The organism is Alteromonas sp. MTD1 (assembly GCF_042848195.1).
Classification (GTDB): domain Bacteria; phylum Pseudomonadota; class Gammaproteobacteria; order Enterobacterales; family Alteromonadaceae; genus Alteromonas.
In genome coordinates this window covers 46,415-72,759 of sequence record NZ_BTGG01000009.1, presented here as the reverse complement: position 1 = coordinate 72,759, position 26,345 = coordinate 46,415, and the positions used below count along the sequence as shown (strand labels likewise).

Genomic DNA, 26,345 nt, shown 5'->3' with positions numbered 1-26,345 from the left:
CTTTTACCGGTTACTCGTGCGGTAACTCAACGAACTCAATCCAATAACGGCCAAGCGCGCGCATAAGTTCAACCAAACCTTCGAAGTTTACTGGTTTGGTGATGTAAGACGCACACCCCAAATCGTATCCGCGAAGCATGTCTTCTTCTTCTTTCGAAGTAGTAAGAATAACAACGGGAATACTGCGTAGTTTAGGGTCTTTTTTAAGTTCCTGTAGCGCTTCTCTGCCGTCTTTTCTTGGCATATTGAGATCGAGCAATATAAGGCTAGGTCTTGGCGCCGACTCCGGATCAGAATATTTGCCCTCGTGACGAAGAAACTCTAAAAGCTCAACGCCATCTTCAACACAGAAAAGGTTATTTAGTACGCGACTCTCTTTAAGCGCGTCGACGGTGAGTAAACGATCGTCTTCGTCATCATCTGCCATCAAAATATTAATCGGATGGGTTTGTTTACGCGTCATGCTATGAATCTCCGTTATTGTTGTAGCCAAAAGGCTCACTATTATTCGGTATAAGAATAGTAAAAGTAGCACCCTCACCAGGCGAACTGTGCGCACTAATTTGTCCGTTATGTCTTTCAATAATTCTGCGAACCACTGCAAGTCCTATGCCCGTACCTTTATACTCACTGCGCCCATGAAGGCGCTGAAACGGGGCAAAAATCTTTTCGGCAAATGACTGCTCAAACCCTATACCGTTGTCTTTTATTGAAATCTTTGACCATGTGTACTCATCAGACTGAGTAATATCTTGAAGTTCGCTTTCATTAGGCACATCAAAAAGCACATCGATATGAGGAGTTACACCGTCGGCCTGAAATTTTAATGCGTTGGATAATAGATTCAAAAACACCTGTTCTAATTGCGATTTATCGCCGCGAATGGTTGGCATGGTATCGGTGTTTATCGTTGCTGATTTCTCATCAATGGCAATCTCAAGGTCATCTAAAACGCTGGCAAGTGCGGAATTTAAATCGACATCGGCAAACTCTTTTCCGCGGGTTGAAACACGTGAAAAGGCTAAAAGGTCAGAAATAAGCATAGACATTCGTTCAGCTGCATTTAGCATTCGACCAAGGAAGTCTTTACCTCGCTCATCGATTACATCACCATAACCTGATTCTAAACGATTGCCGAAGGCTCGAATTTTTCGTAAAGGCTCTTGCAAGTCATGAGAAGCAACAAAAGCGAAGTCTTCAAGTTCTCTATTACTTCGTGCAAGTTCGTCAGAATAAACGCTAAGCTCTTGGGTACGTTCTGCTATTTTAGATTCAAGATCTTCGTTTATTTTTTCTAAGTCTTCCTGATACTTTTCGTGTTCACGAGAGTTGATTTTTAACAACAGAAAAACGGCAATGACAAGGAATAGGGTAGTTGCCGATGAAATAATAAGTGTATTTACAGAATCTCGCCTTAGCTTCATAAGGTTTGCTAAGTGCGTACCCTGCATATCACGTTCAGAGTCATCGACTTTTCTGAAAGTGCTCTCGAACTGCTTATATAAAGATAAACCTTCATCGCTGTTTACAAGGTCAATAGCACCTTGAATATCGTCGGACTTCGTTAACTCAACCGCTTCAATCATTTCATTGATTTTACGTTTAGTAAGCGATAGCAAATTGGTTATACGTTGCTTTTGATTTTCGATGTCAGAAGAATAAGAGCTTACCTCAACCTCTTCCATTAATTCGGTGAGGTTGCCTAACGTTTCTTCGTAATCTGCGAGATAATCTGTGTTGTTAGTTAGCATATAGCCGCGTTGCCCCGACTCAACACGGAGTACCGCTACGTGAAGTCGATTAACGGCATTAATCACTCGATTGGTAGTAAACAATCTTGCTTCCAGTGCTGACAAATCATTCAGCGTGCTCACAACATAGAAAGAATTAGCAGTAATAACGCTGATAACGACGATGACAATAATTATCCAACTGTAAATTGAAGACAGCACTCTATTTATCATGTTGTGACGCCAAGTTGTCTTGATGCATTGCTGCCGTCATTTCAGTCAGTTTTGCACTGCAATCTTTTGCGCTAGTAATTATCTTGTCTAAAGCCTGTAGCGCTTTGTCTGCCGGTACATCGCCATTTAGGGCCATTTTTACCAGCTCTGCCTGCATAGAAATTCTGTTAAGCGGTTTTCTGGCGTCATGCACGAAAACGTTTAGTTGCGCCAGTTCATCATCAGTCATTTCATTCACCTTCCGCACTAATCGTCTTTGCTTAAATCGCCATATGCATGAAGGCGGTTATAAAGTGTTTTCGTACTAATACCCAGCATGTCAGCAGCCATTGTTTTGTTGCCATTCACTTTTTCTAATGTTGCGTAGATAAGCTCTTTCTCGACATCTTCTATGGTGCGACCAGCTTGAAGAGCAGGGGTTGTGCTTTGTTTTTGAGCAAAAGGCGATTCGATGGTTTTTGGTAGTTCTAACGTCGCACCGTTTGGGTCGCTCATAATTGCTGCGCGATGAACAAAATGTCTTAGTTCACGCACGTTGCCCGGCCAGTCATAGGCTTGCAGGTTACTAAGCTGTGCTTCTTCCCATTTAAACGAGGCACCATTATCTTTATTAAACTCTTCTATAAAGGTTTTTGCTAAAAGAGGAATGTCTTCTTTGCGTTCACGAAGTGGCGGTATAGTGATAGGGAATACCGCCAATCTGAAGTAAATGTCTTCACGCAGCACTTTGCTTTGCGCTATTTCTTCCATTGTTCTGTTAGTGGCCGATACCACCCGACAATTTACCGGGATAGTTTTTGTCCCCCCCACGCGTATAACCACTTTGTTTTCAAGAACGCGCAGTAAATTGGGCTGCATATCAATGGGCATCTCAGTAATTTCATCTAGAAATAGCGTGCCATCCTCGGCTTGTTCAAACACACCTTCTTTCTTGCCAACAGCACCGGTAAAGGCGCCTTTTTCATGACCAAATAATTCACTACCAATAAGCTCTTTAGAAAACGCGCCGCAGTTTGTTGCAATGTACGGGCCTTCACTTTCAGAAGCGCGGTGTATCGCAGCAGCAACCACTTCTTTACCTACGCCACTTTCACCAAGAAGCATAACGTTGGCACTGGTTTTACTTACTCTGGAGATCAGTTTATACAGATCTTTCATCGCAGGAGATTCGCCAATGAGTAAATCAAAGTGCTTGGTTATTTTGTCTTCGTCAGTCTTAGGCTTTTTCTTTTTACTTAATACTGCTTCAATTTCTTCGCGCTGAATTGGCTTAACGAGGTAATCGATATTAGGGCCACACAGGCCTTTAATGACCTCTTTAACTGATGGGTGACCAGTAATGAGTGTAACGCGAGGTTGTTTTGGCAACGCATCTAGTTCGTTAAATAAGTGTGCCCCGCTGCCGTCTGGTAGCATGAAGTCAAGAAGAACGTGGTCGAACGTTTCTTTGGTTAACCAATCACGGGCCTCTTCAAGCGTGGCTGCAGTAAGTACTTCGTGACCTAAAAATTCAATAATGGTACAGGCAACGTCGGTAAACTCTGTGTCGTCGTCTACAAGTAAGATAGTAAGCACTGATATCCCTCTCTCTTTTTACGCCAAATCTTCACAGCATGTTGTTTATTGTTGGTGTTACTCATATCGCTGTGAAATAACAATTCAAATCAAATATATATATTAATCATACGCTATAGAAAAGCAGTTGTAGACATCAACGGTGCGTTTGCGTTAACAACGTGCTTTTACATAGGCAGAATACAAAAAAACGCATTGCGTTAATTTAATGAAATGGCGTTAAAATTTTCAAATTTGTTTATTCGCTAGTGTGTAGTAGCAAAAGTTATTCCCTTTATTAAAAAATTAATTGGAATAAACGTATGGCATATTTTTCGCACAACTTGTTGGTATTAATAACGCTTAAACACGTTTTATTAGCACTTTTCTTTTCCAAAAAGTTGATTGTTTAGTAAACGGTTTACACGGCTTTTGCGGAGCGTCTCGCTTCAAAGGATTTGATAATGTTTGTAAGAACCATTGAAAGATCAATGACATTAAGCGAGCTTCTTGAAAAGTGGCGGCCGGGTAGAAAACAAGGCGTGCTCGTTTTTTCAACGCTTTGGAAAAGCATGGAAAAACGTGGTTTTGGACCCATGCTTGCACTACCTGCATTCTGGGCATGCACACCCGTCGGCGCCATTCCAGGAGTACCATCGATTGCCGGTGTGACAATATTACTCATTACTCTGCAAATTTTACTTGGGTGTCGTCATCCGTGGCTACCATCAAAGATAATGGCGCTTGAATGCGATGCAAATCAGATAAATACAGTTGTGGCTAAAATTAAGCCGTACGCACAACGCGTTGATAAGTTACTGGTCCCGCGTTGCTTTTTCATGCGAGAACCCGTATTTCGATCTCTTATTGCGCTTTGCTGTGCAGGCTGTGGTTTAATTATGATACCGCTAGAGCTTATTCCGTTTATGGGGTTAATACCGGCCTTTGCTGTTTTGATAATGGCTGTAGGCATGGCAACTGACGACGGCGCTGTGGCTTTAATTGGCGTTTCGATATCACTTTTGGGCTTTCTTTTGGCGTTTGATCAGATTTCAAAAGCATTGGGATAATTTGGAAAATTCCTACATCGATTGACAGCTTTTCATTAGTAAATCTGATGTAGGTAATTGCATAGATTGATAACGTAACTCACCCATAAAAGCACGAGCTGCTGGGCCTAGCGTGTCACCATCGTCGAAAGACAGATAAAGTAGTGCTTTACGTAACGCAGCATTATTGTCTAATGGAAGAGGAACCAGAGTGCCATCTTCAATGTAGTCTTTTGTAATAGCAATGGGAAGCCACGCAAACCCCAAACCCTGATTAATTATATCTAACGATGTTCTAACATGGCTTACAGTCCACCGCTGTTCTGCGCCAAGCCAGCCAACATCTACCTTACGTTCGGCGGAAGAGTCGCGTACTACAATTTGGCGATGTGATTTTAAATCTTCTAGTGTGAGCGTTCTTCCCAATTGGTGAAGAGGGTGGTCTTTATGTGCTACCGCAACGAACTCGATTTCACATAAGTCTTCGCTGAAGCCTGTGGGAAAAACGAAAGGGGAAATCGCCAAGTCTACTTTACCGTTATTGAGCAGTGCATTAGCACCACTAAGTACTGTTTCTTCAATTTCTATTCGTAGTAAGGGGAATTCGGCTGAGACTTTGGATAATACGTTATATAACAATGCTGACGGGAAAATAATATCTACCGCAATTCTAAGGGTGGTTTCCGTTCCGGTCTGAAGGCTATTTGCTACGGCCTCTAATTTTTCAGCTTCGTTTAAAAGAAACGAAGCTCTGCGATACATAAGTTCACCTTGAGGCGAAAGTTTTACTTTGCGGCCCTCGTTTTCAAAAAGAACAACGCCAATCGCATTTTCGAGCTTTTGAACAGCATGATGCACACTCGATTGGCTTTTATGTACTTCTGTTGCAGCTTGATTAAACCCGCCAGCGTCAACCACTGCTTTGAACATGCGCCATTGCTCTAATGTAGATTTAAGCATTGAAATTTTTCTTAATACGATTTTAAAGTGTTATATCACATGCTGCGCGCAAGTGTCATTGAGCCGTGGCGTCCTTAATGGTTTGAACAGAACAAGTGATAACAGAAACGTTCTCATAACCCATATGCAACAATTGTTCTGCGGCTAGCTTTGCACGCATGCCTGAAGCACAAAACAAATATAGCGGCGTAGCAGCATCTTTAACAAGGGCTTGCACTTTCATTTCAAGCACCCCTCGAGGAATAACAACAGCACCACTTACTGACATGCTGTCAACCTCTTCGTTTTCTCGGACATCTATGACAATGCCATTGTTGCCATCTAATTCTGAGCGCGCTTGCGCAGCAGTAACAGTGCGAAGATTGAAGGCAATGTTGTTTATGCGCGTGGTTAAATCGATGAGCATACTTTCACCAGTATCAAAATCACCAAGAAATAAAGTTAATCTAATGTATATGCGTAACCAAGGGCATGCAAGGCTACAGTAACTTTCTCTCATCGCAAATAATGGCAATTTACAGAATTTAGTTATACTTTAGTATAATAGAGCGATACATTTGTAACGTGAATTTTTTCTTTGAGAGAGGGCTTATGTCCGAAGATGCTGTAACGAAATCAGAAGATAGGGTGCAATACGCGGTAGAAGCGGAGTTATTTCTAAAGCAGTTTGCAAATAAAACACGTCTTATGATTCTGTGTTCATTGCTTGATGAAGAAAAGTCGGTAACTGAACTATTAGATGGGAGTAATGTTTCACAGCCTGTTATGTCGCAACATTTAGCGTTATTACGAGAGGCGAAAATGGTGGCAACTCGCCGTGAAGGGCAGACCATTTATTATCGATTATCCGATGAGCGTGTGCAGCGATTAATTGCGTTAATGAACGAATTTTTCTGCAATTAAAATTAAATAGCCAACGAAGGCAAACTTAGGGTGTGATACCTATTTGTGCCTTCGCTGGGATTTTTTCCTTTCATTAAATAAATTTGCTGACGCAGCATCAGTTATTAAATTTCAGATAGAAGCTTTTCTACATATCCAGTTTCAGACAACCTGTCGGTATCTACTTCAGGTCGCTCCAGCAATGCGCTATCAGTCATTCCCACTTTAACGCTGTGTGCTGCCCAATCGATATCTTGGATGTCGGTAGGTAATAGTGCTAGGTGCTTTCCTCCCGGTAGCCAATTATTGGTATCGACAATAAGCAATTCGATACTCCAAGTGTTGCTGTCGATAACGAAATCGCTGATGTGGCCTACATTTTCGTTCGATGTTCTTACTTCATAGCCGCTAACTTCATCGCAGGCTCGAAGGTGATTTTCTTTTTTCTCTCTGGCGTTATTGTCTTCTTCCGCACGCTGTAACTCAACAAGCTCATTGGGGTGCGCAAATTCGCCCCATGCACCAGGGCCAATCCAGTAATAGCCGTATCCGAAATATTTAAAGAGGTTTTCTTCATACTCTCGCGAAACTGGCTTATGTTCGTCGATAGAGGGGCTATTTTTTAGTGTATCAACGGTCATATTGATATTAACGTGACCATCCTCGCAATCGAGTTGAGTGACAGATATAGGGGAGATAACAACCTTTCGGCTGAGTGGAAGCCACGTATTTGTGTCTGCTACCAAATATCTTACTACATGTGTTTCGTCGTCAAAAAGTATATCTCGTATACCGCCAACTTTATCATCGGTTGCGTGTATAGAGTAATGCATGAGCTTGTTTGCACTAATAAACATAGTCTCGCCTCCTTTGCATGGCTTTGAATGCGCTTGTTTTACAATGCGGTACCAGCCGAAAAATAAATGCACTTAGCTAAGTGTAGACATTCCCTCAACTTTCTTCATTTTGTTCTACCATGTTCTTGATTCAGATCATTCTTTTTAAACAAAAAAGCTCGCAAGTTTGCGAGCTTTAATAATTTTTGCATGGGCTTAAAACGCTGTTTTAGGCCACATCAAATGTTTCTTCAGTGTAGTCATCATCATAATCAGACTGATTACTCGCACTGCTATGAAGCGTGTAAAAATGCTTTTTACCTCGTGCTAAGCGAACGTATTTTGCCCACGCTTTTTCAACATTGTTAACTGCGTCAGCTTGTCCATTAACAAACTCAACAAAATGCTGTTCGTCTTCACTTTCTGGCGCAAGCTCTCCACTCTCTAGTGCAAGTAATGTTTTACCAAACTGGGTTAAAAGGTTGGCTTCAGTAATGCTGAAGTCTCCCGATTTTCTAAATCCATAGGGAAATTTTTGACGGTCAATAAATGGCTTTGGTGATAGTCGAATAGCTAAACTTTTCATGGTGTACCCAACATAATTGTCTTGTTCAGCGAACTTTTAAGGCAATTTATAAGAAATTTAAAACAAAAGATTTTTTTCATATCAATAAAAAATTTTTACGCTTAGTTTTCAAGTGCCTAATTATGTTTAATCACATCTCTATGACGCACTCAGCTTTTATTTTTTGAAGCTTATGTTGTTGTTTTTAATGGCTTTGGATTTTGTGTGAAAAGCTGGATTTAACCTAGTTAGATGAACGTTGTTGTTTTCAGCCGCTCATCAAATTCAATAAACTGAGCGCTTACTAATTCATCAAAAATTCTTGTCGCTACGATGATAAAAATTCGTTTTTCATTTTTTTACTTAGGTCAATAATGAAAAGGTGTTTATAACCAAACAACCAAGAGAAATAGATGAGCAAAGACTATCGTTACCAGCGTGATGAATGGGACTCGGTAGAAGAGGACGAAGGTCACGTTAAAAAGTCCACTGGTAAGCGTCATAACGACGTGAAAACCAAACAAAAGCGTGATATTCAGCGCCGTGAAAAGCAACGAAGGTTGCATCAAGAAGCGTATTAAACCAGCGAGTTGGTGAATTTTTGTTAAAGCGTACCGTTTATCGCGGTGCGCTTCTGTGCTTTTGTGTTTACTTGCCGTATTATCTGTGTCAATTTAGCGTCAACGCAAAACGGTTGTTAAATCAAGCATGGATATACGCTTTCTTACCACCTTTATAGAGGTGGCAAAAACTCGTCATTTTGGTAAAGCCGCAGAGAACCTGTACCTTACCCAGTCGGCCGTTAGTGCCCGCATCAAACTTTTAGAAGAATACTTCCATACCACCTTATTTATAAGGCAACGAAACAGTATTCAGCTTACGCAGTCTGGTGAAAAGCTACTTCCGTATGCAAAACAGCTGTGTGCAACGCTAAATGAGGCGAAACAAGAGCTTCAAATACAATCTTCTGAATATGTTGTTTGTGGCGCTACACAGCTTGCTAGTGAAATGCTTCTGCCCAAAACGCTGAGTCATTTACACAACACATACCCGGATTGGTCGGTCAAAGCAGAGGTCTTAACGCTTGACTCTTTATCAAGACAACTGCATGAGCGCGTGACAGACATTGCGTTTTCAACCGAGCCACTTAAATCGGAAGAAGTTAACAGTGAAGTGTTGCTAGAACGTGAGCTAGCATTGTATCGCGTAGGCGTTCAAAAAGACTCGCTGGATGCCGCCGACTTTGTAGCCATAGATTGGGGCGCAAAAGCGCGTGATGTTCTACTTACGTCTTTCCCTCAATTACGAGACGCAAAACTTCGCACCAACTCGCTTACACTTGCATTAAATAACTTGCAAAGTGAAGGGGGTATTGCGGTGCTGCCTACAGATGTAGAAAAGCAATTATCTGCATCGGTATCCATTACACAGATAGCGGCGCTAGATAACGTCTCGCTCAAAGTGTTCATTCACACCATGAAGCAGGTTAGACGGGTAGGCTTGCCTGAAATCATTGCTAGTGTGTCACAAAATAATTAGACCGCGAAGGTTACAGTAAGCAGCTACACTTACTTAATCAAACTTCAACTCAATACGCATTGTGAGAAATTCCTATGTCGGATTTACATCCACTATTAGAAAAAAATGCTGTTCAACGCATGACGTCAAGCTTGGAAACTATTAAGACAGAACAAAAGCTCTTTATTTTAAAAGATGAGCATGGCTGTGTCATGTTAACAACGGACGAAGAAGATGGTGTTCCTGTATGGCCAGATGCATCGCTCGCTCTGCTTTGGGCTACGGAAGATTGGGAACACTGTGAGGCAATGGAAATTTCTACGAAAGACTTCCTTGCGAAATGGGTGCCCGGCATGGCCCAAGATGAATTAATGGTAATAGTATGCCCTGTACCCGGTGAAGACGGGGAAGTGATAACGCCTGAAGAGTTCGCGGAACAGCTGTAGTGTGATCCGGTTAGCGAATGGCGCCTTAACATAGATATCAAAAAGGCGTAAGGTGCTCGAGTGTTCAGGCAACAGTGATAGTTCAACGATACGTGTACTTCTGCATTAAAAGCACAATATTTATGAGGTAAGTTCAGTTTGTTGCAACCATCTTTGGAAGATTTGTGGTTTGTTCCGCTAGGAGGAACCGGTGAGATAGGGATGAATCTTAATCTCTATGGCCATAATGGAAGCTGGTTAATGGTTGATTGCGGCGTATCTTTCGATGAACCTCTCATGCCGCCTTACAAGCAACAGAAAGCTGACAATTCGCTTACCAAGGGGGTTACCCACCGTGTAGTAGCACCCGATCCCTCTTTTATTGCGAATCAAAAAGAAACCCTTGCTGGAATAGTTATTACTCATGCGCATGAAGATCATGTGGGTGCTATTCCGTATTTGTGGCAGAGGCTGCAAAAGCCAATCTATACAACGCCTTTTACTGCAGAAGTCTTAAGGCGTAAGCTCTCTCGAAGTAAATTGGCTAATAAAATACCTATTATCGAAGTTGATGCCGGCAGCACCAAACAAATTGGCCCGTTCTCTGTTACCTGGCTAGAGATAACACATTCTTTACCAGAACCGTTTGCCCTTAAGATTAGCACTGACGCTGGTACGGTGCTGCATACGGCAGATTGGAAAATAGACGCCAATCCAATAACCGGCAAGCCTTTCAATGCAACGCTATACAAAGCGTTAGCTGAAGAAAATATAATGGCGCTAGTAGGTGATTCTACTAACGCGCCTAAAGCGGGTTTCTCGATTTCTGAAAGAAACTGTTATGACGGCCTACTCAGCACGATAAAGGGCCTCAAAGGCCGTGTTGTCGTCGGATGCTTTGGCAGTAACGTTGCACGATTAATTTCAATAGCACGGGTGGCACAAAAGACTAATCGTTATGTAGGTCTTTATGGTCGCTCACTAGTGAACATGTATGCTATTGCTCGCCAGCAGGGTATATGGCCAGATGATCTTCCCATAGCTGACCCAAGCCATTTAGGATATTTACCGCCACATGAAGTGCTTGCTATTGCAACGGGTAGCCAAGGGGAGCGCAACACGGCACTTTCTCGTTTTGCCAAAGATACGCATCCCCATCTTCAATTAGATAAAGGCGACACCGTACTATTTTCTTCTATTGTCATTCCAGGTAATGAAGTTAGCGTTAAAAAGCTAAGTGACGCCTTAAAAGCGAAAGGCGTTTCTGTTATCCATAGTGAAGACAGCCCACTGCCCATCCATGCAAGCGGCCACCCTTGTGCCGAAGAATTGAAATTAATGTATCACTGGGTCAAGCCGCAAATCGCCATTCCTGTACATGGAGAGCACGAGCATTTGCAGGCTCATGCAGATATTGCCAAAACGTGCGGAGTAAGTAAGCACTATGTAGGTCAGAATGGTGACTTATATCGCATTGCTCCTCAGCCAAGTATTCGTCGCCAGGTAGTGCCCGTAGGTCGTGTGCCAGTACAGCAAGATTAAGTGTTGCTAATCAGTTTACTATCCTGAGTGAATTTTTTGGTAATTATCTATTATTAATCAATGATTTAGGTGTTGTTCTGTTATGTAAATAAGAATGCCTTCTGCATTGCCCATCTTTAAAACAATCTGGTACACTTGTACGCAAAACAACAATAATGAATTAAAGCGACCCTCTTGGTATGAAATGTTTTAGTTTCCTTTCACTGCTCCTTCTTTTTATTAGCGTGCACGCTGACGCTTCGCCAAGGCTAAACAACCCTGTTTTCCAGTCTCTTTCTACTAAGAATGGTTTGCCGCAAGATATTGTTACTGACATTGAAATAGATCCGTCCGGTTTCGTATGGATAGCAACCGAGGGTGGCCTGGTTCGTTGGGATGGTGTTAGAACGCGACGTGTAACCGGCCCTGATAATTCCCTTGTAGACGCGTACATCAATAAGCTGTCGTTACAAGACTGTGATGCACTATGGTTTAGCGTTTATGGGCAAGGTGTTTTTTACCTAGATTTGGCAACGCAAGAAGTTGTGCAACTAGAACCCACAGCATATAAAAATTTCGAAGACTTCACGCAATATGCCCAAGACTTTCATTGGCAAGATGAGGACAATATTGTTATTGCACTCTCCGAGCAAGTGCAGCGCTACAACGTTAAAACCAAAACACTTGAAACTCTCGCCATATTGCCCGATGAAGCGATAAAGAACTTCCAAAGCATTCGCGCTGCTATGGTGGTGGAAAATATTCTTGTAATGGCAACTACTGCAGGTGTTTACACAAAGGTGTTAGACGAGCCGAATACGCGATTAGAAAAACTTGATTACTTAAACGGTATTGAACAAAACCTAGACAACGCTAATGCGAAGTTCCTTTTGCATGATGAAGATGAGCGCGTGTGGATATCTACTGTGCAAGGCGTTTATGTTTCCACTGTGAAAGACTTTGTAGGGCAGGTGAGACACAGCGCCCAAAGTCAGTTTAAGGTAGCTATTGCCGATAGAAATGTATGGACGATGGAACAGTTTAAGAGCGATGCGTTTTGGGTAGGCACGAACAAGGGCTTGTACATGCTTAGCGATACCGCGACCGGCTGGAAGAGTGAGCATATCCTTGAACCTCACAACGGTTTTACTGAAGTTTCAGACAAAAAAATAACGGCAATCGAAAAAGACGAAACTAACAATTTGTGGTTAAGCTCTGTTTACGCGGGCGCGCTGTATTTCGGTGTTAAAAGTGCCGATATCTACGCTATTCAGAACCAGCGAAGCGGCAAAGAACAAACACTTTCAAGTCCGGTTGTGTGGGCTTTTGCAGAAACTGAACCAGGTAAAATGTGGGTGGGCACCTCAAACGGGCTTAATAACTACGACTTCTCCACAGGGGAATCTGAGAAATATCTTTACGCGGAAGGCGAAAATACCTACGTAGGTGAAGGTACCATTGAACGAATCATACCCATGCCTACAGGCGAATTGCTGCTTCAAACCTATGACGGTATAAGGTTGTTTAATACCGTCACTGGCGAAACAAGAAGGCCGCCGGTGACAAGTGGTGCAGAAGACACTATTTTTGATGCTTACAGTGCAGGTACGACGCTTTCAAGTGATGGCATTTTATATTTCATCGGTAACGAAAACTTTTACGCTTACGATATAGCTTCATCTTCGGTAAGTACATTATCGCTAGACCCTCGCATTTTCGATATCAATTTCTCTGTAGGCTTTTTGGGTGAGTCAAAATATCACGGAAACCGCCTATTCTTTGCGACTGAAGGTGGTTTGTGGTTAGTCGATCCAAAAACATTCGAGCATGAGATTGTTTATCGCTTCTCAGAACAACAGCGTGGTCAGGGACGCTCGATATCATCTTGGGTAATAGATGACATCGGAGTGTTGTGGCTTGCTTATGACAGTGTGGGCTTAATTGGTGTAGATGCCGACACGTTTGAGCCGCTTTATAATTTAAACGATACCAACATTCTTCTCTCGAACCTTGTTTATGGATTGCAAAAAGATGAGTTGGGCAATATTTGGTTCAGTTCTCACAAAGGGTTGCACAAGTACGACCCGTCCACAGGTCAGATAAAGAACTTTATCTACGGTAGAGAATTAAGTGTTTCTGAATTTAACCAAGGTGCTTTTATTAAGCTAAATGATGGACGCTTTGCCTATGGCTCTACAAGTGGCGCTGTAGTGTTTTCCGCGTCTCAGTTAGAGAGCTTAGAGTCTTCACGCAGCCTTATCAGTAAGCAAACTGCCATCACTCAAGTCGCGGTAGACAACAGGTTAGTGCCACAGCCCATTAAAAACCTGCATGAAAGCCATTTCGATTTGGATTATGAGGACTATGGTTTAACCATTCATTTTTCGGCACTCGCAATGTCGGGCATTGGCAAAGTGAAATATTATTATAAGCTGCTTGATAACGACCGCATTGTTACCGAAGGGTTAACTGAAGACGCTAAAATTACGTTCGCAAATATTGAACCCGGTGAGTATGTATTTTCAGTATCTCCAACGCCTGGCAGCTTTGATTTTACCGTGTTACCCGCCGAAATTACCTTGTCTATGCCTTATGCTCCTCTTCGCTCGCCGTTGGCCTATAGTATTTACGCTACCTTATTGGTGGCACTGTTTGTGGCGTACTTACTTTCAAGGCAGCGACAAATTTACCAACTTCAAAGTGCACAACAACAGGTAACGCTTTTTAGTGATGCATTCAGGCAAACTCGTGATTGGGTTTTAATTTTCGATGAAGATAAGCGCTTGGTTGCAGCAAATCCCGCGTTTGAACAAATATTTGGGTTTAATAAAAGGGAACCTCTTCCTAAGCAGTTAGCAAAGCTATATACACGCTATCCAAATTTAAACCGACAGCTTTCAGGTAAATTACCTGACATGCAGGGAGGCGATTTCTTCAAAGATGAAGCCGTAATTGATGGTGCTGACGGTAAACGTTACGACGTACTAATAGACATAACCGCTGTAAGCGGTGAAAGTACTGCGCCTGAGCACTACTTAATTGTTATCTCAGATATTACTGAGCAAAAAAATGCCGAGCGAAAATTACTTAAAATAGCCACCTACGATAATTTAACAGGGTTGGTTAATCGCACGCTTCTGCTCGATAGACTCGAACATGCGATAGGGCTTGCACGACATCACAATCACAGGGTTGCTGTAATGTTCGTTGACCTTGATAGGTTTAAGGGAATCAATGACTCATTAGGCCATGACTATGGCGATAAACTGCTGCGTATTGTGGCAAATCGTATGAGAAATCTAGTTGCCGATTCCGGCACGGTGGCAAGATTGGGTGGCGATGAGTTTGTTATCGTTATCGAGGAAGTAACCAATGAAGATGATTTAAGCTCATTTGTAGGTCAAATCATCGACTCGGTTGAAACACCGATATCCCTTGCTGAAGAAGTGTTAAGAGTATCTTGCAGTATCGGTGTGGCATTTTATCCAGAGGATGCCTCTGAGCCAGCTGAGCTTATTAAGCAAGCCGATGTGGCGATGTACACTGCGAAAAAAGACGCACTTAGCGGCTTTACGTATTTCACAAAAGACATGAATGAGCGTGCGAAGACCCGCTTACAGTTAGAAAATAAAGTGAAGAAAGCGTACTCAGAAGATGCCTTCTATAACCACTACCAGCCTATTATTGATGCCCGTTCAAACAAAACGGTTGGCGTGGAATTGCTGCTTCGTGGCACGCTTGAAAGTGAACCTTTATATCCTGATCAGTTCATCCCGGTGTTAGAAGAGCTAAAATACATCATTGAAGTAACGCGCAAAGCCATGCGCCGTTCGGCAGAAGACTTAGCAAACTGGTACAAAGACGGTTTTACAGGTTTTGTGTCGATAAACCTTTCAGCGCTGCATTTTAAAACCGAATTCGATTTGAATGGCGTGTTTGCTTTGCTCGATGAATATGACTTGCCAAAAGAAGCGTTCCGCTTTGAAATCACCGAAGGCGTATTGATGGATGACAGCGACAATGCGTTACGTCAAATTCAGCGCTTTGTTGACGAGGGCTTTGTGCTTGCACTTGATGACTTCGGTACAGGTTACTCATCGTTGAGCTACTTAAAGCGTTATCCGTTATCGGTGCTTAAAATTGATAAGAGCTTTGTTAACGAAATGGCGCCGGGTAATGCGAATGAAGCACTTGTGGCTACCACCATCACGCTTGCCACAAGCTTGAACATGAGCTGTGTTGCTGAAGGTGTTGAAACAAAGGAGCAGGTTGAAGAGTTACTGAAAAAAGACTGTTATTTCCACCAAGGCTACTTTTATGCCAAGCCTTGTACAGCAAACGAGGTTAAACCTCTGCTGTTTAAATCGTGGGTAAATCCGCAATAAACATAGGCTTAGAGAGATGGTTCTATTAAGAGATAGGACCATCATAAATCGAAAGTATCGACTATAAGAAATTTCAATTCTACCCGTTATCCCACGTCGTTCGTCGCATAAGAATGTAAACGCTTGTTTAAAAAGCTTGTTATTCTGTTAAAAATAAGGATTATTAGAAGTCTGTGAAATCATTGTAAAAATGAACTACATTATAACAACAAATGAGTGAACTATGCCGCTAGATATGACAGCAGACGCCAACAGCACGGAAGTAATAAAATCGCCATTAACTATGTTATACCACTGGGAACAAACCCGTGGAGACGAGGTATTTCTTACTCAGCCTATTAAAGGTGAATATCACGATCTAACTTGGAAACAAGTAGGAGAGCAAGCGCGCAGGGTTGCTGCTCGTTTACGTGAAATGGGCTTGCCGAAGGGAAGCCGCATAGGCATTTTCTCAAAGAACTGTGCTGAATGGTTTATCACTGACCTTGGCATCATGATGGCTGGGCATATCTCGGTTCCTATCTTTTCAACTGCAGGTCCAGATACTGTTCAATATGTGCTAAAGCACGCAGACGTACAGCTACTCTTTGTCGGAAAACTCGATAATACGGCAGAGCAAGTAGCCTCTATTCCTAGCGAGTATCTAACGGTAGCGTTACCATATCCTAATATTGCGACAAAGCAACAATGGGACGAATTTGTAGATATTGAGCCAATTAGCGACATGCCGGTTCAAGACATGGATGATGTTATGACGATCATCTATACCTCTGGTAGCACAGGCCAGCCAAAAGGTGTTGTGCATAGCTATAACACGGCATGCTGGGCAGCGCGTCGCTCACTTGATCAGCTTGGCATCAATAAAAACGATAGAACAATGAGTTACTTGCCACTTGCGCATATTACCGAACGCGTATTGGTAGAACTTTCGAGCTATTATAGTGGTGGTAAAATACACTTTGTTGAAGATCTCGCTACATTCCAGAGAGATGTTGCCCATTGCCAACCAACATTGTTTATTTCTGTGCCTCGTTTGTGGACTAAGTTCCAAATGGGCGTGCTGGCAAAAATGCCACAGAAAAAGTTAGATGTATTACTTAAAATTCCATTCCTAAACAAAGTGGTTGCGAAGAAAATTCGCAATGGCTTGGGCATTAATAATGCGCGTTTGTGGGCAAGCGGTTCAGCACCTTTGGCGCCAGCGGTTATCGAGTGGTTTGCTAAAATCGGTATCAACATTTCTGAAGGGTGGGGAATGACCGAAAATAGCGCATACGGAACGGGAAGCGTGCCTTTCAGACACGATAAAATCGGCTGTATAGGTCGTCCATATGACGGCGTGGATATTCGCACGTCTGAAGAGGGTGAGATTCAGGTTAAATCTCCATGCAATATGCTGGAATACTATCTAGAGCCTGAAAAAACTGCAGAAGTGTTTACCGAAGATGGTTATCTTCGCACTGGTGATAAGGGCGTTATTGATGCTGATGGCTACGTTAAGATTACCGGTCGTTTGAAAGATATTTTCAAAACCGCAAAAGGCAAATACGTTACACCATCGCCCATAGAAGCCAAGTTCATGGAAAACCCAATTGTTGAGCAAGTATGTGTTACAGGTAATAACCTACCGCAGCCAGTTGCGTTATTAGTACTTAGTGAAGATGCGCAGAAGAAAGACAAAGCAGGTGTTGAAGCAAGCCTGAAGAAAACATTCGATGCCATTAATGCTAAGTTAGAAAGCCATCAGGTAATGGACAGGGTGGTAATAATGAAAAATGAATGGAGTATAGAAAACGACTTGCTTACGCCAACGCTTAAAGTAAAGCGACATGTGCTAGAAGAGCGGTTCGAAGAAATCATTCAAGGGTCTTACAGCGATAAGCTAGTTTGGGTTGATGCTTAAAAAGCACCAACCACCCCATTCATAAAAGGCGCTTATTAAAGCGCCTTTTTTATGTGTTTTGAATTACTTGAACTTTCAGTGTAGCGTTCCACCCTTAAGCTTTTGGGTAGCGTGCTTTCAAGCCATCGTAAACCAAGTCACTAAATTCTGGCTTGCTTAAATCTAGCGCATCCATAACTTCTACCAAATGTTCGTTATCTTCGCGGCCATTCCACATTTTAATATAGCTGCCTTCTTTATAGCCGTTATCCTGACGGAAGAAGTTAAGCACGTTTTTGCCAACGTACTGGCGGTATAGCTCATCAGCCGACATATCGCACTGAGTAACAATAAACATGAAAAGCGGTACGCTAAAGCGTTTTGCTGCACATAAACCTGTCATTAACTCAAGGTTATCAAGCAGGGACTGCATAGAAGCGTCGTAGTCTTTACCGTCGAACGACACCGTTGTGTTTCCACTGGCAAGCTCTGCCGCAATACTCTGCGCCGACGCATCAACATCGCCTTTATAGTCAATAATGCAAGCGCTAAGCGCAAAATGCCATATATCAACAAGCTCCATTTGTAACTGCGGCAAATCTTTTTGTTGTGCCTTCCACCATTTCCAGCCATGGTGCTCTATCGCTTCTACCGACTCTACCATTGCGGCGCGCAAATATCCGTAACCTGCGTTTAGCCAGTCCGGGTTTACCTTTTTATTCATTTTATCTTGTAGGTTTAGCATGGTTGCTAGCTGTTGCGCACTTAACATTGAGGCTCCTGAATTATGATGAACGATAACGCACAAATTGTACTGGATAGCATAGGGAAGCAAAACCGTTTAATTGAGCAAACCCAAAAATGACGGTCTGTATTTAAAAGGGGAGTTCACGTAACCAAAAAATATGTAGGTTGCCGATCATTATTATGGCTTGCTTGCTTTTGGTGCGCTTGCACCACACTTAACGCACGATGTCATTTATACTTTATATTTAAATTTTTAAGTGTCTGATTTGTATTGATTTTAATATTGGCATTGAACCTGCAAAACCTAAAAGTGTTAACAGTGCTATGTGGTAACGCTAACGTGAGTAAGTGCCAGGCAACGCTTTTTCACGTTGTTACTGGATGGCCCGTAAACCTTACCCATACAGATTTTTCGTGTCCTGAGGTCTGTATGGGTTTTTTTTAGCGCATGGCGCTATTCTATTATGTGCATTGTGTTTGTCCCGGCAAAAGATAGCTTTATTTCCCTCTTACCACTTTCTTGAGTTACACTCATTCTACTGTTGTATCTACCTTACAAAACTGGCGTAACTAAGCTTTAGTGAGCTTTGGTTGCGATTTAACGCCATGCTGCATAAAGGATTTTTAGATTGCTCGCGCTTTATCCCTCAAACAAACTTGAACACTTAAGTTTTCTTCTTACAACGCTACTAAAGCAACAGCCTACGGGTATTTTTGTACCCGAGACCATTTTGGTTGAAAGCCCTGGTATGCAGCATTGGATAAGCATGCAGCTTGCCCGCGAGCAGGGTGTGGCAATGAATATCGACTTTCCTTTACCAGTGCGCTTTATGTGGAATACCGCGCGCACTGTGTTAGGCAGTGATACCGTACCTAAACAGTCACCTTATCGACGGGAAGTGTTAACGTGGCGAATAGATAATTTGCTGCAAGATAAATCGTTGATAGATACGCCCGCGTTCGAGCAAGTAACAAAGTACTGGGCAACGGCGGGAAACGAGCAAGAACAAGGTGTTCAAAGGTTACAATTAGCTACTGCATTGGCCGATGTGTACGAGCAATATCTGCTGTACCGACCCGATTGGTTGTTTGCATGGGAAAATAACGAACGTGTTGTGTTTGATGACATGGAAGTGTGGCAGAGCAAAATATGGCGAGAACTGACTAAAAGCCAGCCACTGCACCCTGCGCGTTTACACCAGATGACCCTTGAAGCACTTGAGGCGGGGAATGTTCCAGATAACTTGCCTCAGCGTGTCATTGTATTTGCCATTAATACTATGGCTCCTCAGCTCATTGCATTCTTTGACGCCCTTGCAGCACATATCGATATTCACATTTTCCATCTCAACCCCAGCGTAAACTATTGGGGTGATGCAAAAAGTAACGCCGAGCAAGCCAGGCAGCTTCGTACAGAAGGCCTTGATAAGTGGATGGAACAAGATCAGTCAAACCCTTTGTTGGGTAATTTAGGTAAGCAAGGCAGAGAATTGTTTAATTTACTTACCGAGTTAGACACGTTTGAAATTAGTGCTTTTGATGCACCGCGATTCAGTGAGACCCCAGTTCGTAACAGTGCCGATATTAATGACGCCAATAGCGAGCACGGTTTTAGTTTACTCGACTACATTCACGACGATGTACTTCAGGCTATTAAACCCGTTTCAAACCGCGCTATAAAGCCTGACGATGACAGTGTAACCGTAATGTGCGCGCATTCAGCTTTGCGCGAAGTGCAAGTACTTCACGACCATCTTCTGCATTGGTTATCTCAAGATCCTTCGCGTACACCGTCCGATATATTAGTGATGTGTCCGGCCATCGAAAACTACGCTCCTTTTGTAGACACTGTTTTTCATCGTGTTGGCACAAAGCCACTGCAAGATAACGGCCCCGTGCGTTTACCATGCTCAATTGCCGACAGAAGCCCTATGGATGCCGAGCCACTTATTGCTGCGTTTATGGCACTTTTACAGCTACCTGATAGTCGGTTTGGTGTGTCGGATGTAATGGATTACTTGCAGTTAGATGCAGTTCAGCAACGCTTCGATGTGTCGCAAGACGATATTGATCAAATGACGGTATGGCTAAAGCAAGCGCACATACATTGGGGCTTAAACGCAGGCCATAAGTCAATAGTGTCTGAAAATGAAGCGTGTGACGATACTTACAGCTGGTGGTGGGGCATTCGCCGATTGCTAATGGGCATGTTGGCGCCCGATAGTGAAATGATAGTAGATCATTTACTTACTATTCCAGACGTTGAGGGGCAAAGTACCCTGACATTAGGAAAACTGATAGATGTAATTCAGTTGCTGGGAGACTTTTCGACATCGTTGACCGTAGCGAGAACGCCAAGTGATTGGGGACGCGATTTAATAGCATTGCGTGATGCCTGTTTTAAGCCCACCCGAGAGCAAGATCAAAGTTGGGATTTAATAGCAAAAGTCGCGGCGGACCTATCTGCGCGTTGTGAAGAAGCCGATTACAGCCATAAGCTAACGCTTCGCCAAGTGAGAGAGCTATTGTTAAATAGATTTTCATCGCCTGACGCCGGTAACCACTTTATGACGGGGCAAGTAACGGTTTGCTCTATGCTTCCCATGCGCAGCATTCCGTTTAAAAAAGTGTGTATTTTAGGGCTGAATGACAGCGAGTTCCCACGTAAGTCCACACCCTTGGGGCTCGATTTGATGGCAGGCCCTGAACGACGTCTTGGCGACCGCTCTCGTCGATTGGAAGACCGCTACTTGTTTCTCGAGGCAATAGTGTCGAGCCGTGAAGGCCTATACTTAAGCTACCAAGGTAACGATGTAACTAATAACAGTGAGCGCCAGCCCAGCTTAGTACTGGCAGAGTTTCTTGAAATGCTAGAGCTAGGCTATAACGTTGAGCTACCTCATTATGTAAAACATGCCGCGTTACATCCGTTTAGCGAAACAGCCTTTGCAGGCAGCATACCTAGTTACGAAACGGGTTGGCTTCGGCTTGCGCAAGCGCTAAAGCAATCAAAAGGCAATGTTGACGATGGCGTAATGAATGCACAGAACACGCCACCTGCTATTGAAATACCTACCGAATTTGATGGTCAAGCTCACTTCAGTGCCAGTCAGATTGCACGAGCGTTTGACGACCCTCTAGATTATTTTGCTACACAGCGATTAGGCGTTAACTTGTCACAATCGTTTACATTGCTTGAAAACAGTGAACCCTTCGAAACCAATGCGCTGGTGCGTTATCAAGTGCTAGACGCTATTTTTTCTTCGCCAAGTAGAGCCGCTTCAACAGAGCAAGCTAACAGCCCACAGCATTACAGTGAACAAGTTGTCGAATTTGCGGCACTTAGAGGTGACATACCAAACAACCCTGTTGCCAAAGAAGAACTGCAAATGTGGAAAGAAGGTGCGTTAGCGTTAAACCAAGCAATGGGGCCACACGACGCCGACCTTAAAACGGCGGTATTTACAGGGCAACACATCACCATTAATGCAAATGCTTACGCCGCTAGCGATGCGTTAGTGTTGTTGAGTGCGGGTAAAGTAAACGTAAAACGCGCTCTTGAGTATTTCATTACGCAATTAGTGTTTTGCGCGCAGGGCGCAGAAGGTCATTATCAACACTATCCATTAGATGTGTTTTTCTGCGATTGGGACAAAGGTGATATTAAATTGATGAAGCGTCATTACACGCCGTTTGACGCCGAAACAGCGAAAGATGTACTGCTTTTCATTGAACATCTTTTCGTTGCGCTTTATTCGTCGCCAACGCCAATGTATAGCAGCTTGTTCGCAGACATTGTACCGGGAAAGAGAAAGTCAGACAGCGCAGCCATTGTGGCAGAAATTCAACCGCCCCTTTTTGGTGAATTGTCTCAACAATGTTTGCAAACCGACAAAGACATGTCAGACACAGCATCAAGCGAAAACACACAAAAAGCAGCGGATATTTTGCGCGATATCACTGACTTTATTCACGGAACATCTGCTGAAAAAGCAATTAAAACCTGGCTACAGTCTTCAGGTCAATTTAGCGCTGATATGGTAAATAACCCTTATCTTAAGTGGCTATTTCCCGATGGCGTAACCTGGACTGATATGCCAGCACAGCACGCTTTTGTGTTGTTTTCCATGGTGGCAAATGCTGCACAAGAGGAGACATTGTAATGACGAACAATGCCAAATTACTCGATGTAGTAAACATGCCGCTACGCGGTAGACACCTTATTGAAGCCAGTGCCGGCACAGGAAAAACATTTAATATTACTCGCCTTTATTTACGTTTGTTGTTAGAGGAAAAGCGCAGCGTAAAAGAGATATTAGTGATGACGTTCACTAAAGCGGCGACAGAAGAGATAAAAGGTCGTGTGGCGAAAACGCTGCGTGAAGCCATGCATATTTGGCAGCAAGCAAAAGAAAATGGCAATGTCATTGATGATGATTGTGACGACGTATACAAGCATCTGTTCAACAACAACGACATAGATGAATGTTTGTCGCGACTGCACGCGGCGCAGCTGGAACTTGACGAAGCGTCAGTGTTTACCATTCATGGGTTTTGTCAGCATGTTATTGCACAAATGGCTTTCAACAGCGGTTTTGCCATGACGTTAAACCTTGGCAATGATACCAGCGAGCTCTACCTGCAGGCGGCAGAGGACTTTATACGCCAAATCAGTAACGATGAAGAAAGCTTTATGTTATTGGCGCAGTCTGGCTGGCATGTGCCAGAGCGGCTGTTGAATGACTTCAATGGCAGCATTAAAAGCACGTTAACGCCTAACTTACTTGACGAAGCGCAAATTCAAACCGCATTTGTCACTGGCTTAAACAGTAACGAAGATACTGCACTTAACGTTTTCAGCGATATGCTTCGGGCAATTGAAGACAACGAGCAGCTGCTTCATGAACAGCTAATAAAAACGCCAGCGCACAAAAAAGAGCGACCGCAGGAGCTTGAGGCCCTAAAGCTATGGCTGCAACAGCGCATAGATGAAAAAAATTATGAGGTTGCTCCCGCGGCCGCACAGGCTTTCCTTGATGCCAGGCGATATGCCCGTAATAAATCTGGCGTAAAAGAGCTGCTTACGCCCATTAAAACACTGGTAAAAGCCATTGATGCCGCAGTTGAAGAACGCGATACCGCGCTGTCGCAAATCCCTGTGTTTAAGTTAGTTAACGATGCCATTTTATTTATAAAGCAGCGCGTCGCTAAGCAGAAAAAACAGTTGGGACTTATCGATTTCGATGATCTTATTCGCATGCTTGCAGATAAAGTAGTGAAACCTAACAACACACTGGTGCCACAGCTTCGCAAGCGATTTCCAGTAGCGCTTATCGATGAGTTTCAAGATACAGACGCCAACCAGTACGCCATTTTAGACGCGGTATATAAAAACGCGCCGAGCGATACAGCATCTACATCCGATTTAGATAACAATCATACAGGTGAAGCTTTCAACAGTGCGTTATTGATGATTGGCGATCCTAAACAGGCAATTTATCGCTTTCGCGGCGGAGATATATTTACCTACCTTAAAGCTGGGAGACAAGCCGATTATCGCTGGGTGATGAACACGAACTGGCGCTCGGTTGAAGGCATGGTGAAAGCCTATAATCGCCTGTTTTTTGGTGCGCCTGTTGCCAATAACCAATCGGCAGATGTTTTTGGGTTTGGTATTCAATACACGCCCGTTGAATTCACAAGTAAAGCCGCTGCCGCTAAAACGCCGCTTGTCGATACACACGACAAACGCAGTGCCATGAACTACGTTGCTATGTACTTGCAAGACAAGCAAGACCCCACTTCGATGCGTCGAGGGATGGCGCAATGGATAGCACAAGAAATCTATCGCCTTTTGAACGAAGCGCATTTTCAAACAGAAACAACACGGCCTGTTCGTCCTGCAGATATTGCCATTTTGGTAAAAGACAGAAGCGAAGCCAACATAGTTAAATACGTGCTGCAGCAGAAGAGACTCAGTAGCGTTTATCTAAGTGACAGAAGTAATTTATTTACGTCGCCAGAAGCTAAAGACATACTGCGTTTACTCAATGGTATTTGGCATGCAGGCGATACACGTAAAGTAGCATCTAGTTTAGCATCGGCACTGTGGGGTTATAGTGCGCAAACGCTTATTTCGCTGTTGTACCAAGAAGATGATGCTCTGTGGGATGAGGCCTTCGAAAAAGTATTGGTGCTCCGCGATATGTGGCTTCAAAAAGGCTGCATGAGTGTGTTGCTTTACTTGTTGAAAAACAGCTATGTTCCGCATGGTAGTGATGTTGAACGGGCTCTGACTAACTATCAGCACTTAGCTGAAGTGCTTGAGAAAGCGAGCACCACGCACTCAAGACCAGAGCAATTACTAGACTGGCTAAATAAACAAATTCATCAGCCGGACAGCAATGAAGAGCTAACGCTCAGGTTAGAAAGCGACAATCAGCTTATTCGTTTAATCACTCAACATGGTTCGAAAGGACTGGAATATCCTATTGTTTTTGTGCCGTTTGCTACGTCATACAAAGATGCGGCGCGTAACGGTAAATCGGTGTCGCATATTTTTACCTATTACGACGAAGAAAAAGAAGACTTACAGCTACAGTTAGGGCAAACCAAACAGGCGATAGCGCGGGTTCGCGCAGAAGGTGAGGCGGAAGATATGCGTCTTACTTATGTGGCTGTAACAAGGGCTGCGCATCGGTGTTACATGGGCGTATTACCGTTAGACGGAAACGAGAAAAGCGCTTTAGGACGTGCAATGAAAATAGGCGAAGCGCGTGATGATACTGGCGAACCGGTTAGTTGGGAAGACGCATTAACGCTTCTCGATAGCGAACATGACGCCCATGCACGTTATATAAATGCCGATGAGTTTAATGAAGTGTATAGCGCCTTCGAAGAAGACCAAAATATTGATGCGTTGCACGCGCAGCAATTTAACGGCACAGCCAGTGAAGATTGGCGACTATATTCATTTTCGGCGCTTAGCCGGCTTAGTCAGTTCGCAGGTGGCACAGCTTCACATAACAGTAAAAACACTGGTGAAGCAAACGCTCAAAACATTCCTAGCATTCCTGTAGTGCAGACACAGCGCGACGAAGAGGTGTACTTTGAAGACGTGCCGTTTAACAGTGCTTTTGAAAATGACAGGTTAGACAAGAACCAGCTTCGTTTTACCTTGGAAAAAGGTGCAAGTGCAGGTAACTTGCTACATGATTTACTTGAACACAACGATTTTAGTGCCCCCGAATGGGAAGAAACAGGTGGTGAATTGGTAACGCGGTTTGGGCTTGAACAACGCAGTACTCCGCAGTTGTACGAATGGCTTGACGAAGTACTTCAAACGCCGCTGTACCCTAATATGCCATTTTCTATGAGCGACTTGCCGCTTGATAAAACGTTGCGAGAGGCCGAGTTTTATTTTCCGATGAATGACAGCCGATGGCAGGGACTACGTTCGGTGCTTAAAGCGCATCGACAAGACGTTGCACAAATGTTGGATGCAGAAGCACAGGAAACACCACAACTTCTTGCTCCCTCGTTGCAGGGTATGATGCACGGGTTTATTGATTTAATCTTCGAGCATGAGGGAAAGTATTATGTGGCTGATTATAAGTCTACCTGGCTTGGCGATACCGTCGACAGCTACTCACCATCAGCACTGTTTGAAAACAATCAACATCACTTGTATGACCTTCAGTATCTTATTTATTGCTTAGCACTGCATCGATATTTAATGCAATCACTACCCAATTACAGCGCTACTAAACATTTTGGCGGCGTGTATTATCTGTACTTGCGTGGAATGCACCCAGAAAATGAAAAGGGTGAGGGCGTGTTTTATTCGCCTATTACACCGAACATTCTTAATGCACTTGATAGTGTTTTCAGTAACAACGATTTCAGTAGCAACGTTTTCAATAACAATGAGGCTAAGGAGACAGCAGGGTCTGTAAACACATCAGAGCATGCAGAAAAGCAGCCAGCAGAGAAGCTTTCATCGCCAAGTTCCGAAGGTGGCCAGCAGCAACTTTTGTTCGATGATGAATGGGAATAAG

19 protein-coding genes are annotated in these 26,345 nt (G+C 43.4%); 10 read left to right on the top strand and 9 right to left on the bottom strand.

Features of this window, described 5'->3' with window-relative positions:
* Nucleotides 1–10: 10 nt before the first annotated feature.
* The 4 genes from ACGHAV_RS13180 to ACGHAV_RS13165 are packed head-to-tail and all read right to left on the bottom strand — an operon-like array spanning nucleotide 11 to nucleotide 3,539.
* Nucleotides 11–463 (bottom strand): response regulator, encoded by a 453-nt coding sequence (locus ACGHAV_RS13180; RefSeq protein WP_390381470.1) that lies wholly within the window; start codon nucleotides 461–463, stop codon nucleotides 11–13.
* Between the two features lies 1 nt (nucleotide 464).
* Complete coding sequence (locus ACGHAV_RS13175) at nucleotides 465–1,964, bottom strand: ATP-binding protein (protein ID WP_390381467.1); 1,500 nt, start codon at nucleotides 1,962–1,964, stop codon at nucleotides 465–467.
* Nucleotides 1,954–2,193, bottom strand: coding sequence for a hypothetical protein (locus tag ACGHAV_RS13170; protein ID WP_390381464.1), 240 nt, complete (start codon nucleotides 2,191–2,193; stop codon nucleotides 1,954–1,956). The genes ACGHAV_RS13175 and ACGHAV_RS13170 overlap by 11 nt, the downstream gene beginning before the upstream one ends.
* Nucleotides 2,194–2,210: 17 nt before the next feature.
* Nucleotides 2,211–3,539, bottom strand: coding sequence for a sigma-54-dependent transcriptional regulator (locus tag ACGHAV_RS13165; RefSeq protein ID WP_390381461.1), 1,329 nt, complete (start codon nucleotides 3,537–3,539; stop codon nucleotides 2,211–2,213).
* 443 nt (nucleotides 3,540–3,982) lie between these two features.
* Here ACGHAV_RS13165 and ACGHAV_RS13160 point away from each other — a divergent pair, with 443 nt between their 5' ends.
* Nucleotides 3,983–4,588 carry an exopolysaccharide biosynthesis protein gene (locus ACGHAV_RS13160; protein WP_390381458.1) on the top strand — a complete coding sequence of 202 codons (606 nt, stop codon included), beginning with the start codon at nucleotides 3,983–3,985 and terminating at the stop codon, nucleotides 4,586–4,588.
* 12 nt (nucleotides 4,589–4,600) lie between these two features.
* On the opposite strand, the gene ACGHAV_RS13155 is transcribed toward ACGHAV_RS13160, so the two are convergent.
* Together ACGHAV_RS13155 and ACGHAV_RS13150 are read right to left on the bottom strand one after the other, a co-directional pair.
* A complete protein-coding gene (locus ACGHAV_RS13155; RefSeq protein ID WP_390381455.1) occupies nucleotides 4,601–5,527 on the bottom strand; it encodes a LysR family transcriptional regulator in 927 nt (308 codons plus the stop codon).
* 55 nt (nucleotides 5,528–5,582) lie between these two features.
* The gene (locus ACGHAV_RS13150) at nucleotides 5,583–5,933 is read right to left on the bottom strand and encodes a rhodanese-like domain-containing protein (RefSeq protein WP_390381452.1); all 351 of its coding nucleotides are present in this window, start codon (nucleotides 5,931–5,933) and stop codon (nucleotides 5,583–5,585) included.
* A gap of 185 nt (nucleotides 5,934–6,118) precedes the next feature.
* Between ACGHAV_RS13150 and ACGHAV_RS13145 the strand changes: the two genes are divergently transcribed.
* Nucleotides 6,119–6,430, top strand: coding sequence for an ArsR/SmtB family transcription factor (locus ACGHAV_RS13145; protein WP_390381449.1), 312 nt, complete (start codon nucleotides 6,119–6,121; stop codon nucleotides 6,428–6,430).
* A gap of 104 nt (nucleotides 6,431–6,534) precedes the next feature.
* Here ACGHAV_RS13145 and ACGHAV_RS13140 read toward each other — a convergent pair whose 3' ends face one another.
* Nucleotides 6,535–7,266: a PRC-barrel domain-containing protein gene (locus ACGHAV_RS13140; RefSeq protein WP_390381446.1), complete on the bottom strand. Its 732-nt coding sequence runs from the start codon at nucleotides 7,264–7,266 to the stop codon at nucleotides 6,535–6,537.
* A gap of 208 nt (nucleotides 7,267–7,474) precedes the next feature.
* A complete protein-coding gene (gene maoP, locus ACGHAV_RS13135; protein ID WP_334014952.1) occupies nucleotides 7,475–7,831 on the bottom strand; it encodes a DUF413 domain-containing protein in 357 nt (118 codons plus the stop codon).
* Between the two features lie 392 nt (nucleotides 7,832–8,223).
* On the opposite strand from maoP, the gene ACGHAV_RS13130 reads away from it, so the two are divergent.
* The 6 genes from ACGHAV_RS13130 to ACGHAV_RS13105 all read left to right on the top strand — a co-directional run bounded on the left by ACGHAV_RS13130 (nucleotide 8,224) and on the right by ACGHAV_RS13105 (nucleotide 17,562).
* The gene (locus ACGHAV_RS13130) at nucleotides 8,224–8,391 is read left to right on the top strand and encodes a hypothetical protein (protein WP_334014953.1); all 168 of its coding nucleotides are present in this window, start codon (nucleotides 8,224–8,226) and stop codon (nucleotides 8,389–8,391) included.
* Between the two features lie 127 nt (nucleotides 8,392–8,518).
* Complete coding sequence (locus ACGHAV_RS13125) at nucleotides 8,519–9,349, top strand: LysR family transcriptional regulator (RefSeq protein ID WP_390381442.1); 831 nt, start codon at nucleotides 8,519–8,521, stop codon at nucleotides 9,347–9,349.
* A 74-nt stretch (nucleotides 9,350–9,423) separates the two neighbouring features.
* Complete coding sequence (locus ACGHAV_RS13120; protein ID WP_334014955.1) at nucleotides 9,424–9,774, top strand: DUF2750 domain-containing protein; 351 nt, start codon at nucleotides 9,424–9,426, stop codon at nucleotides 9,772–9,774.
* 138 nt (nucleotides 9,775–9,912) lie between these two features.
* Nucleotides 9,913–11,295, top strand: coding sequence for a ribonuclease J (locus ACGHAV_RS13115; RefSeq protein WP_390381438.1), 1,383 nt, complete (start codon nucleotides 9,913–9,915; stop codon nucleotides 11,293–11,295).
* A 179-nt stretch (nucleotides 11,296–11,474) separates the two neighbouring features.
* A complete protein-coding gene (locus tag ACGHAV_RS13110; protein ID WP_390381435.1) occupies nucleotides 11,475–15,659 on the top strand; it encodes an EAL domain-containing protein in 4,185 nt (1,394 codons plus the stop codon).
* Nucleotides 15,660–15,882: 223 nt separating this feature from the next.
* Nucleotides 15,883–17,562, top strand: coding sequence for an AMP-binding protein (locus tag ACGHAV_RS13105; RefSeq protein ID WP_390381432.1), 1,680 nt, complete (start codon nucleotides 15,883–15,885; stop codon nucleotides 17,560–17,562).
* A 94-nt stretch (nucleotides 17,563–17,656) separates the two neighbouring features.
* Here the strand turns inward: ACGHAV_RS13105 and ACGHAV_RS13100 are convergent, their stop codons facing one another.
* Nucleotides 17,657–18,313 (bottom strand): dUTP diphosphatase, encoded by a 657-nt coding sequence (locus ACGHAV_RS13100; protein ID WP_390381429.1) that lies wholly within the window; start codon nucleotides 18,311–18,313, stop codon nucleotides 17,657–17,659.
* 604 nt (nucleotides 18,314–18,917) lie between these two features.
* Between ACGHAV_RS13100 and recC the strand changes: the two genes are divergently transcribed.
* A complete protein-coding gene (recC, locus tag ACGHAV_RS13095) occupies nucleotides 18,918–22,451 on the top strand; it encodes an exodeoxyribonuclease V subunit gamma (protein WP_390381426.1) in 3,534 nt (1,177 codons plus the stop codon).
* Complete coding sequence (recB, locus tag ACGHAV_RS13090) at nucleotides 22,451–26,344, top strand: exodeoxyribonuclease V subunit beta (RefSeq protein ID WP_390381423.1); 3,894 nt, start codon at nucleotides 22,451–22,453, stop codon at nucleotides 26,342–26,344. The genes recC and recB overlap by 1 nt, the downstream gene beginning before the upstream one ends.
* Nucleotide 26,345 lies beyond the last annotated feature (1 nt).

Bases quoted from the DNA above. Each gene is read 5' to 3' on its own strand.
- ACGHAV_RS13145 (WP_390381449.1), top strand. From the start codon at position 6,119: ATGTCCGAAGATGCTGTAACGAAATCAGAAGATAGGGTGCAATACGCG.
- ACGHAV_RS13110 (WP_390381435.1), top strand. From the start codon at position 11,475: ATGAAATGTTTTAGTTTCCTTTCACTGCTCCTTCTTTTTATTAGCGTG.
- ACGHAV_RS13175 (WP_390381467.1), bottom strand. From the start codon at position 1,964: ATGATAAATAGAGTGCTGTCTTCAATTTACAGTTGGATAATTATTGTC.
- ACGHAV_RS13170 (WP_390381464.1), bottom strand. From the start codon at position 2,193: ATGACTGATGATGAACTGGCGCAACTAAACGTTTTCGTGCATGACGCC.
- ACGHAV_RS13120 (WP_334014955.1), top strand. From the start codon at position 9,424: ATGTCGGATTTACATCCACTATTAGAAAAAAATGCTGTTCAACGCATG.
- maoP (WP_334014952.1), bottom strand. From the start codon at position 7,831: ATGAAAAGTTTAGCTATTCGACTATCACCAAAGCCATTTATTGACCGT.
- ACGHAV_RS13130 (WP_334014953.1), top strand. From the start codon at position 8,224: ATGAGCAAAGACTATCGTTACCAGCGTGATGAATGGGACTCGGTAGAA.
- ACGHAV_RS13105 (WP_390381432.1), top strand. From the start codon at position 15,883: ATGCCGCTAGATATGACAGCAGACGCCAACAGCACGGAAGTAATAAAA.
- ACGHAV_RS13150 (WP_390381452.1), bottom strand. From the start codon at position 5,933: ATGCTCATCGATTTAACCACGCGCATAAACAACATTGCCTTCAATCTT.
- recB (WP_390381423.1), top strand. From the start codon at position 22,451: ATGACGAACAATGCCAAATTACTCGATGTAGTAAACATGCCGCTACGC.
- ACGHAV_RS13160 (WP_390381458.1), top strand. From the start codon at position 3,983: ATGTTTGTAAGAACCATTGAAAGATCAATGACATTAAGCGAGCTTCTT.
- ACGHAV_RS13125 (WP_390381442.1), top strand. From the start codon at position 8,519: ATGGATATACGCTTTCTTACCACCTTTATAGAGGTGGCAAAAACTCGT.
- ACGHAV_RS13140 (WP_390381446.1), bottom strand. From the start codon at position 7,266: ATGTTTATTAGTGCAAACAAGCTCATGCATTACTCTATACACGCAACC.
- ACGHAV_RS13100 (WP_390381429.1), bottom strand. From the start codon at position 18,313: ATGTTAAGTGCGCAACAGCTAGCAACCATGCTAAACCTACAAGATAAA.
- ACGHAV_RS13180 (WP_390381470.1), bottom strand. From the start codon at position 463: ATGACGCGTAAACAAACCCATCCGATTAATATTTTGATGGCAGATGAT.
- ACGHAV_RS13155 (WP_390381455.1), bottom strand. From the start codon at position 5,527: ATGCTTAAATCTACATTAGAGCAATGGCGCATGTTCAAAGCAGTGGTT.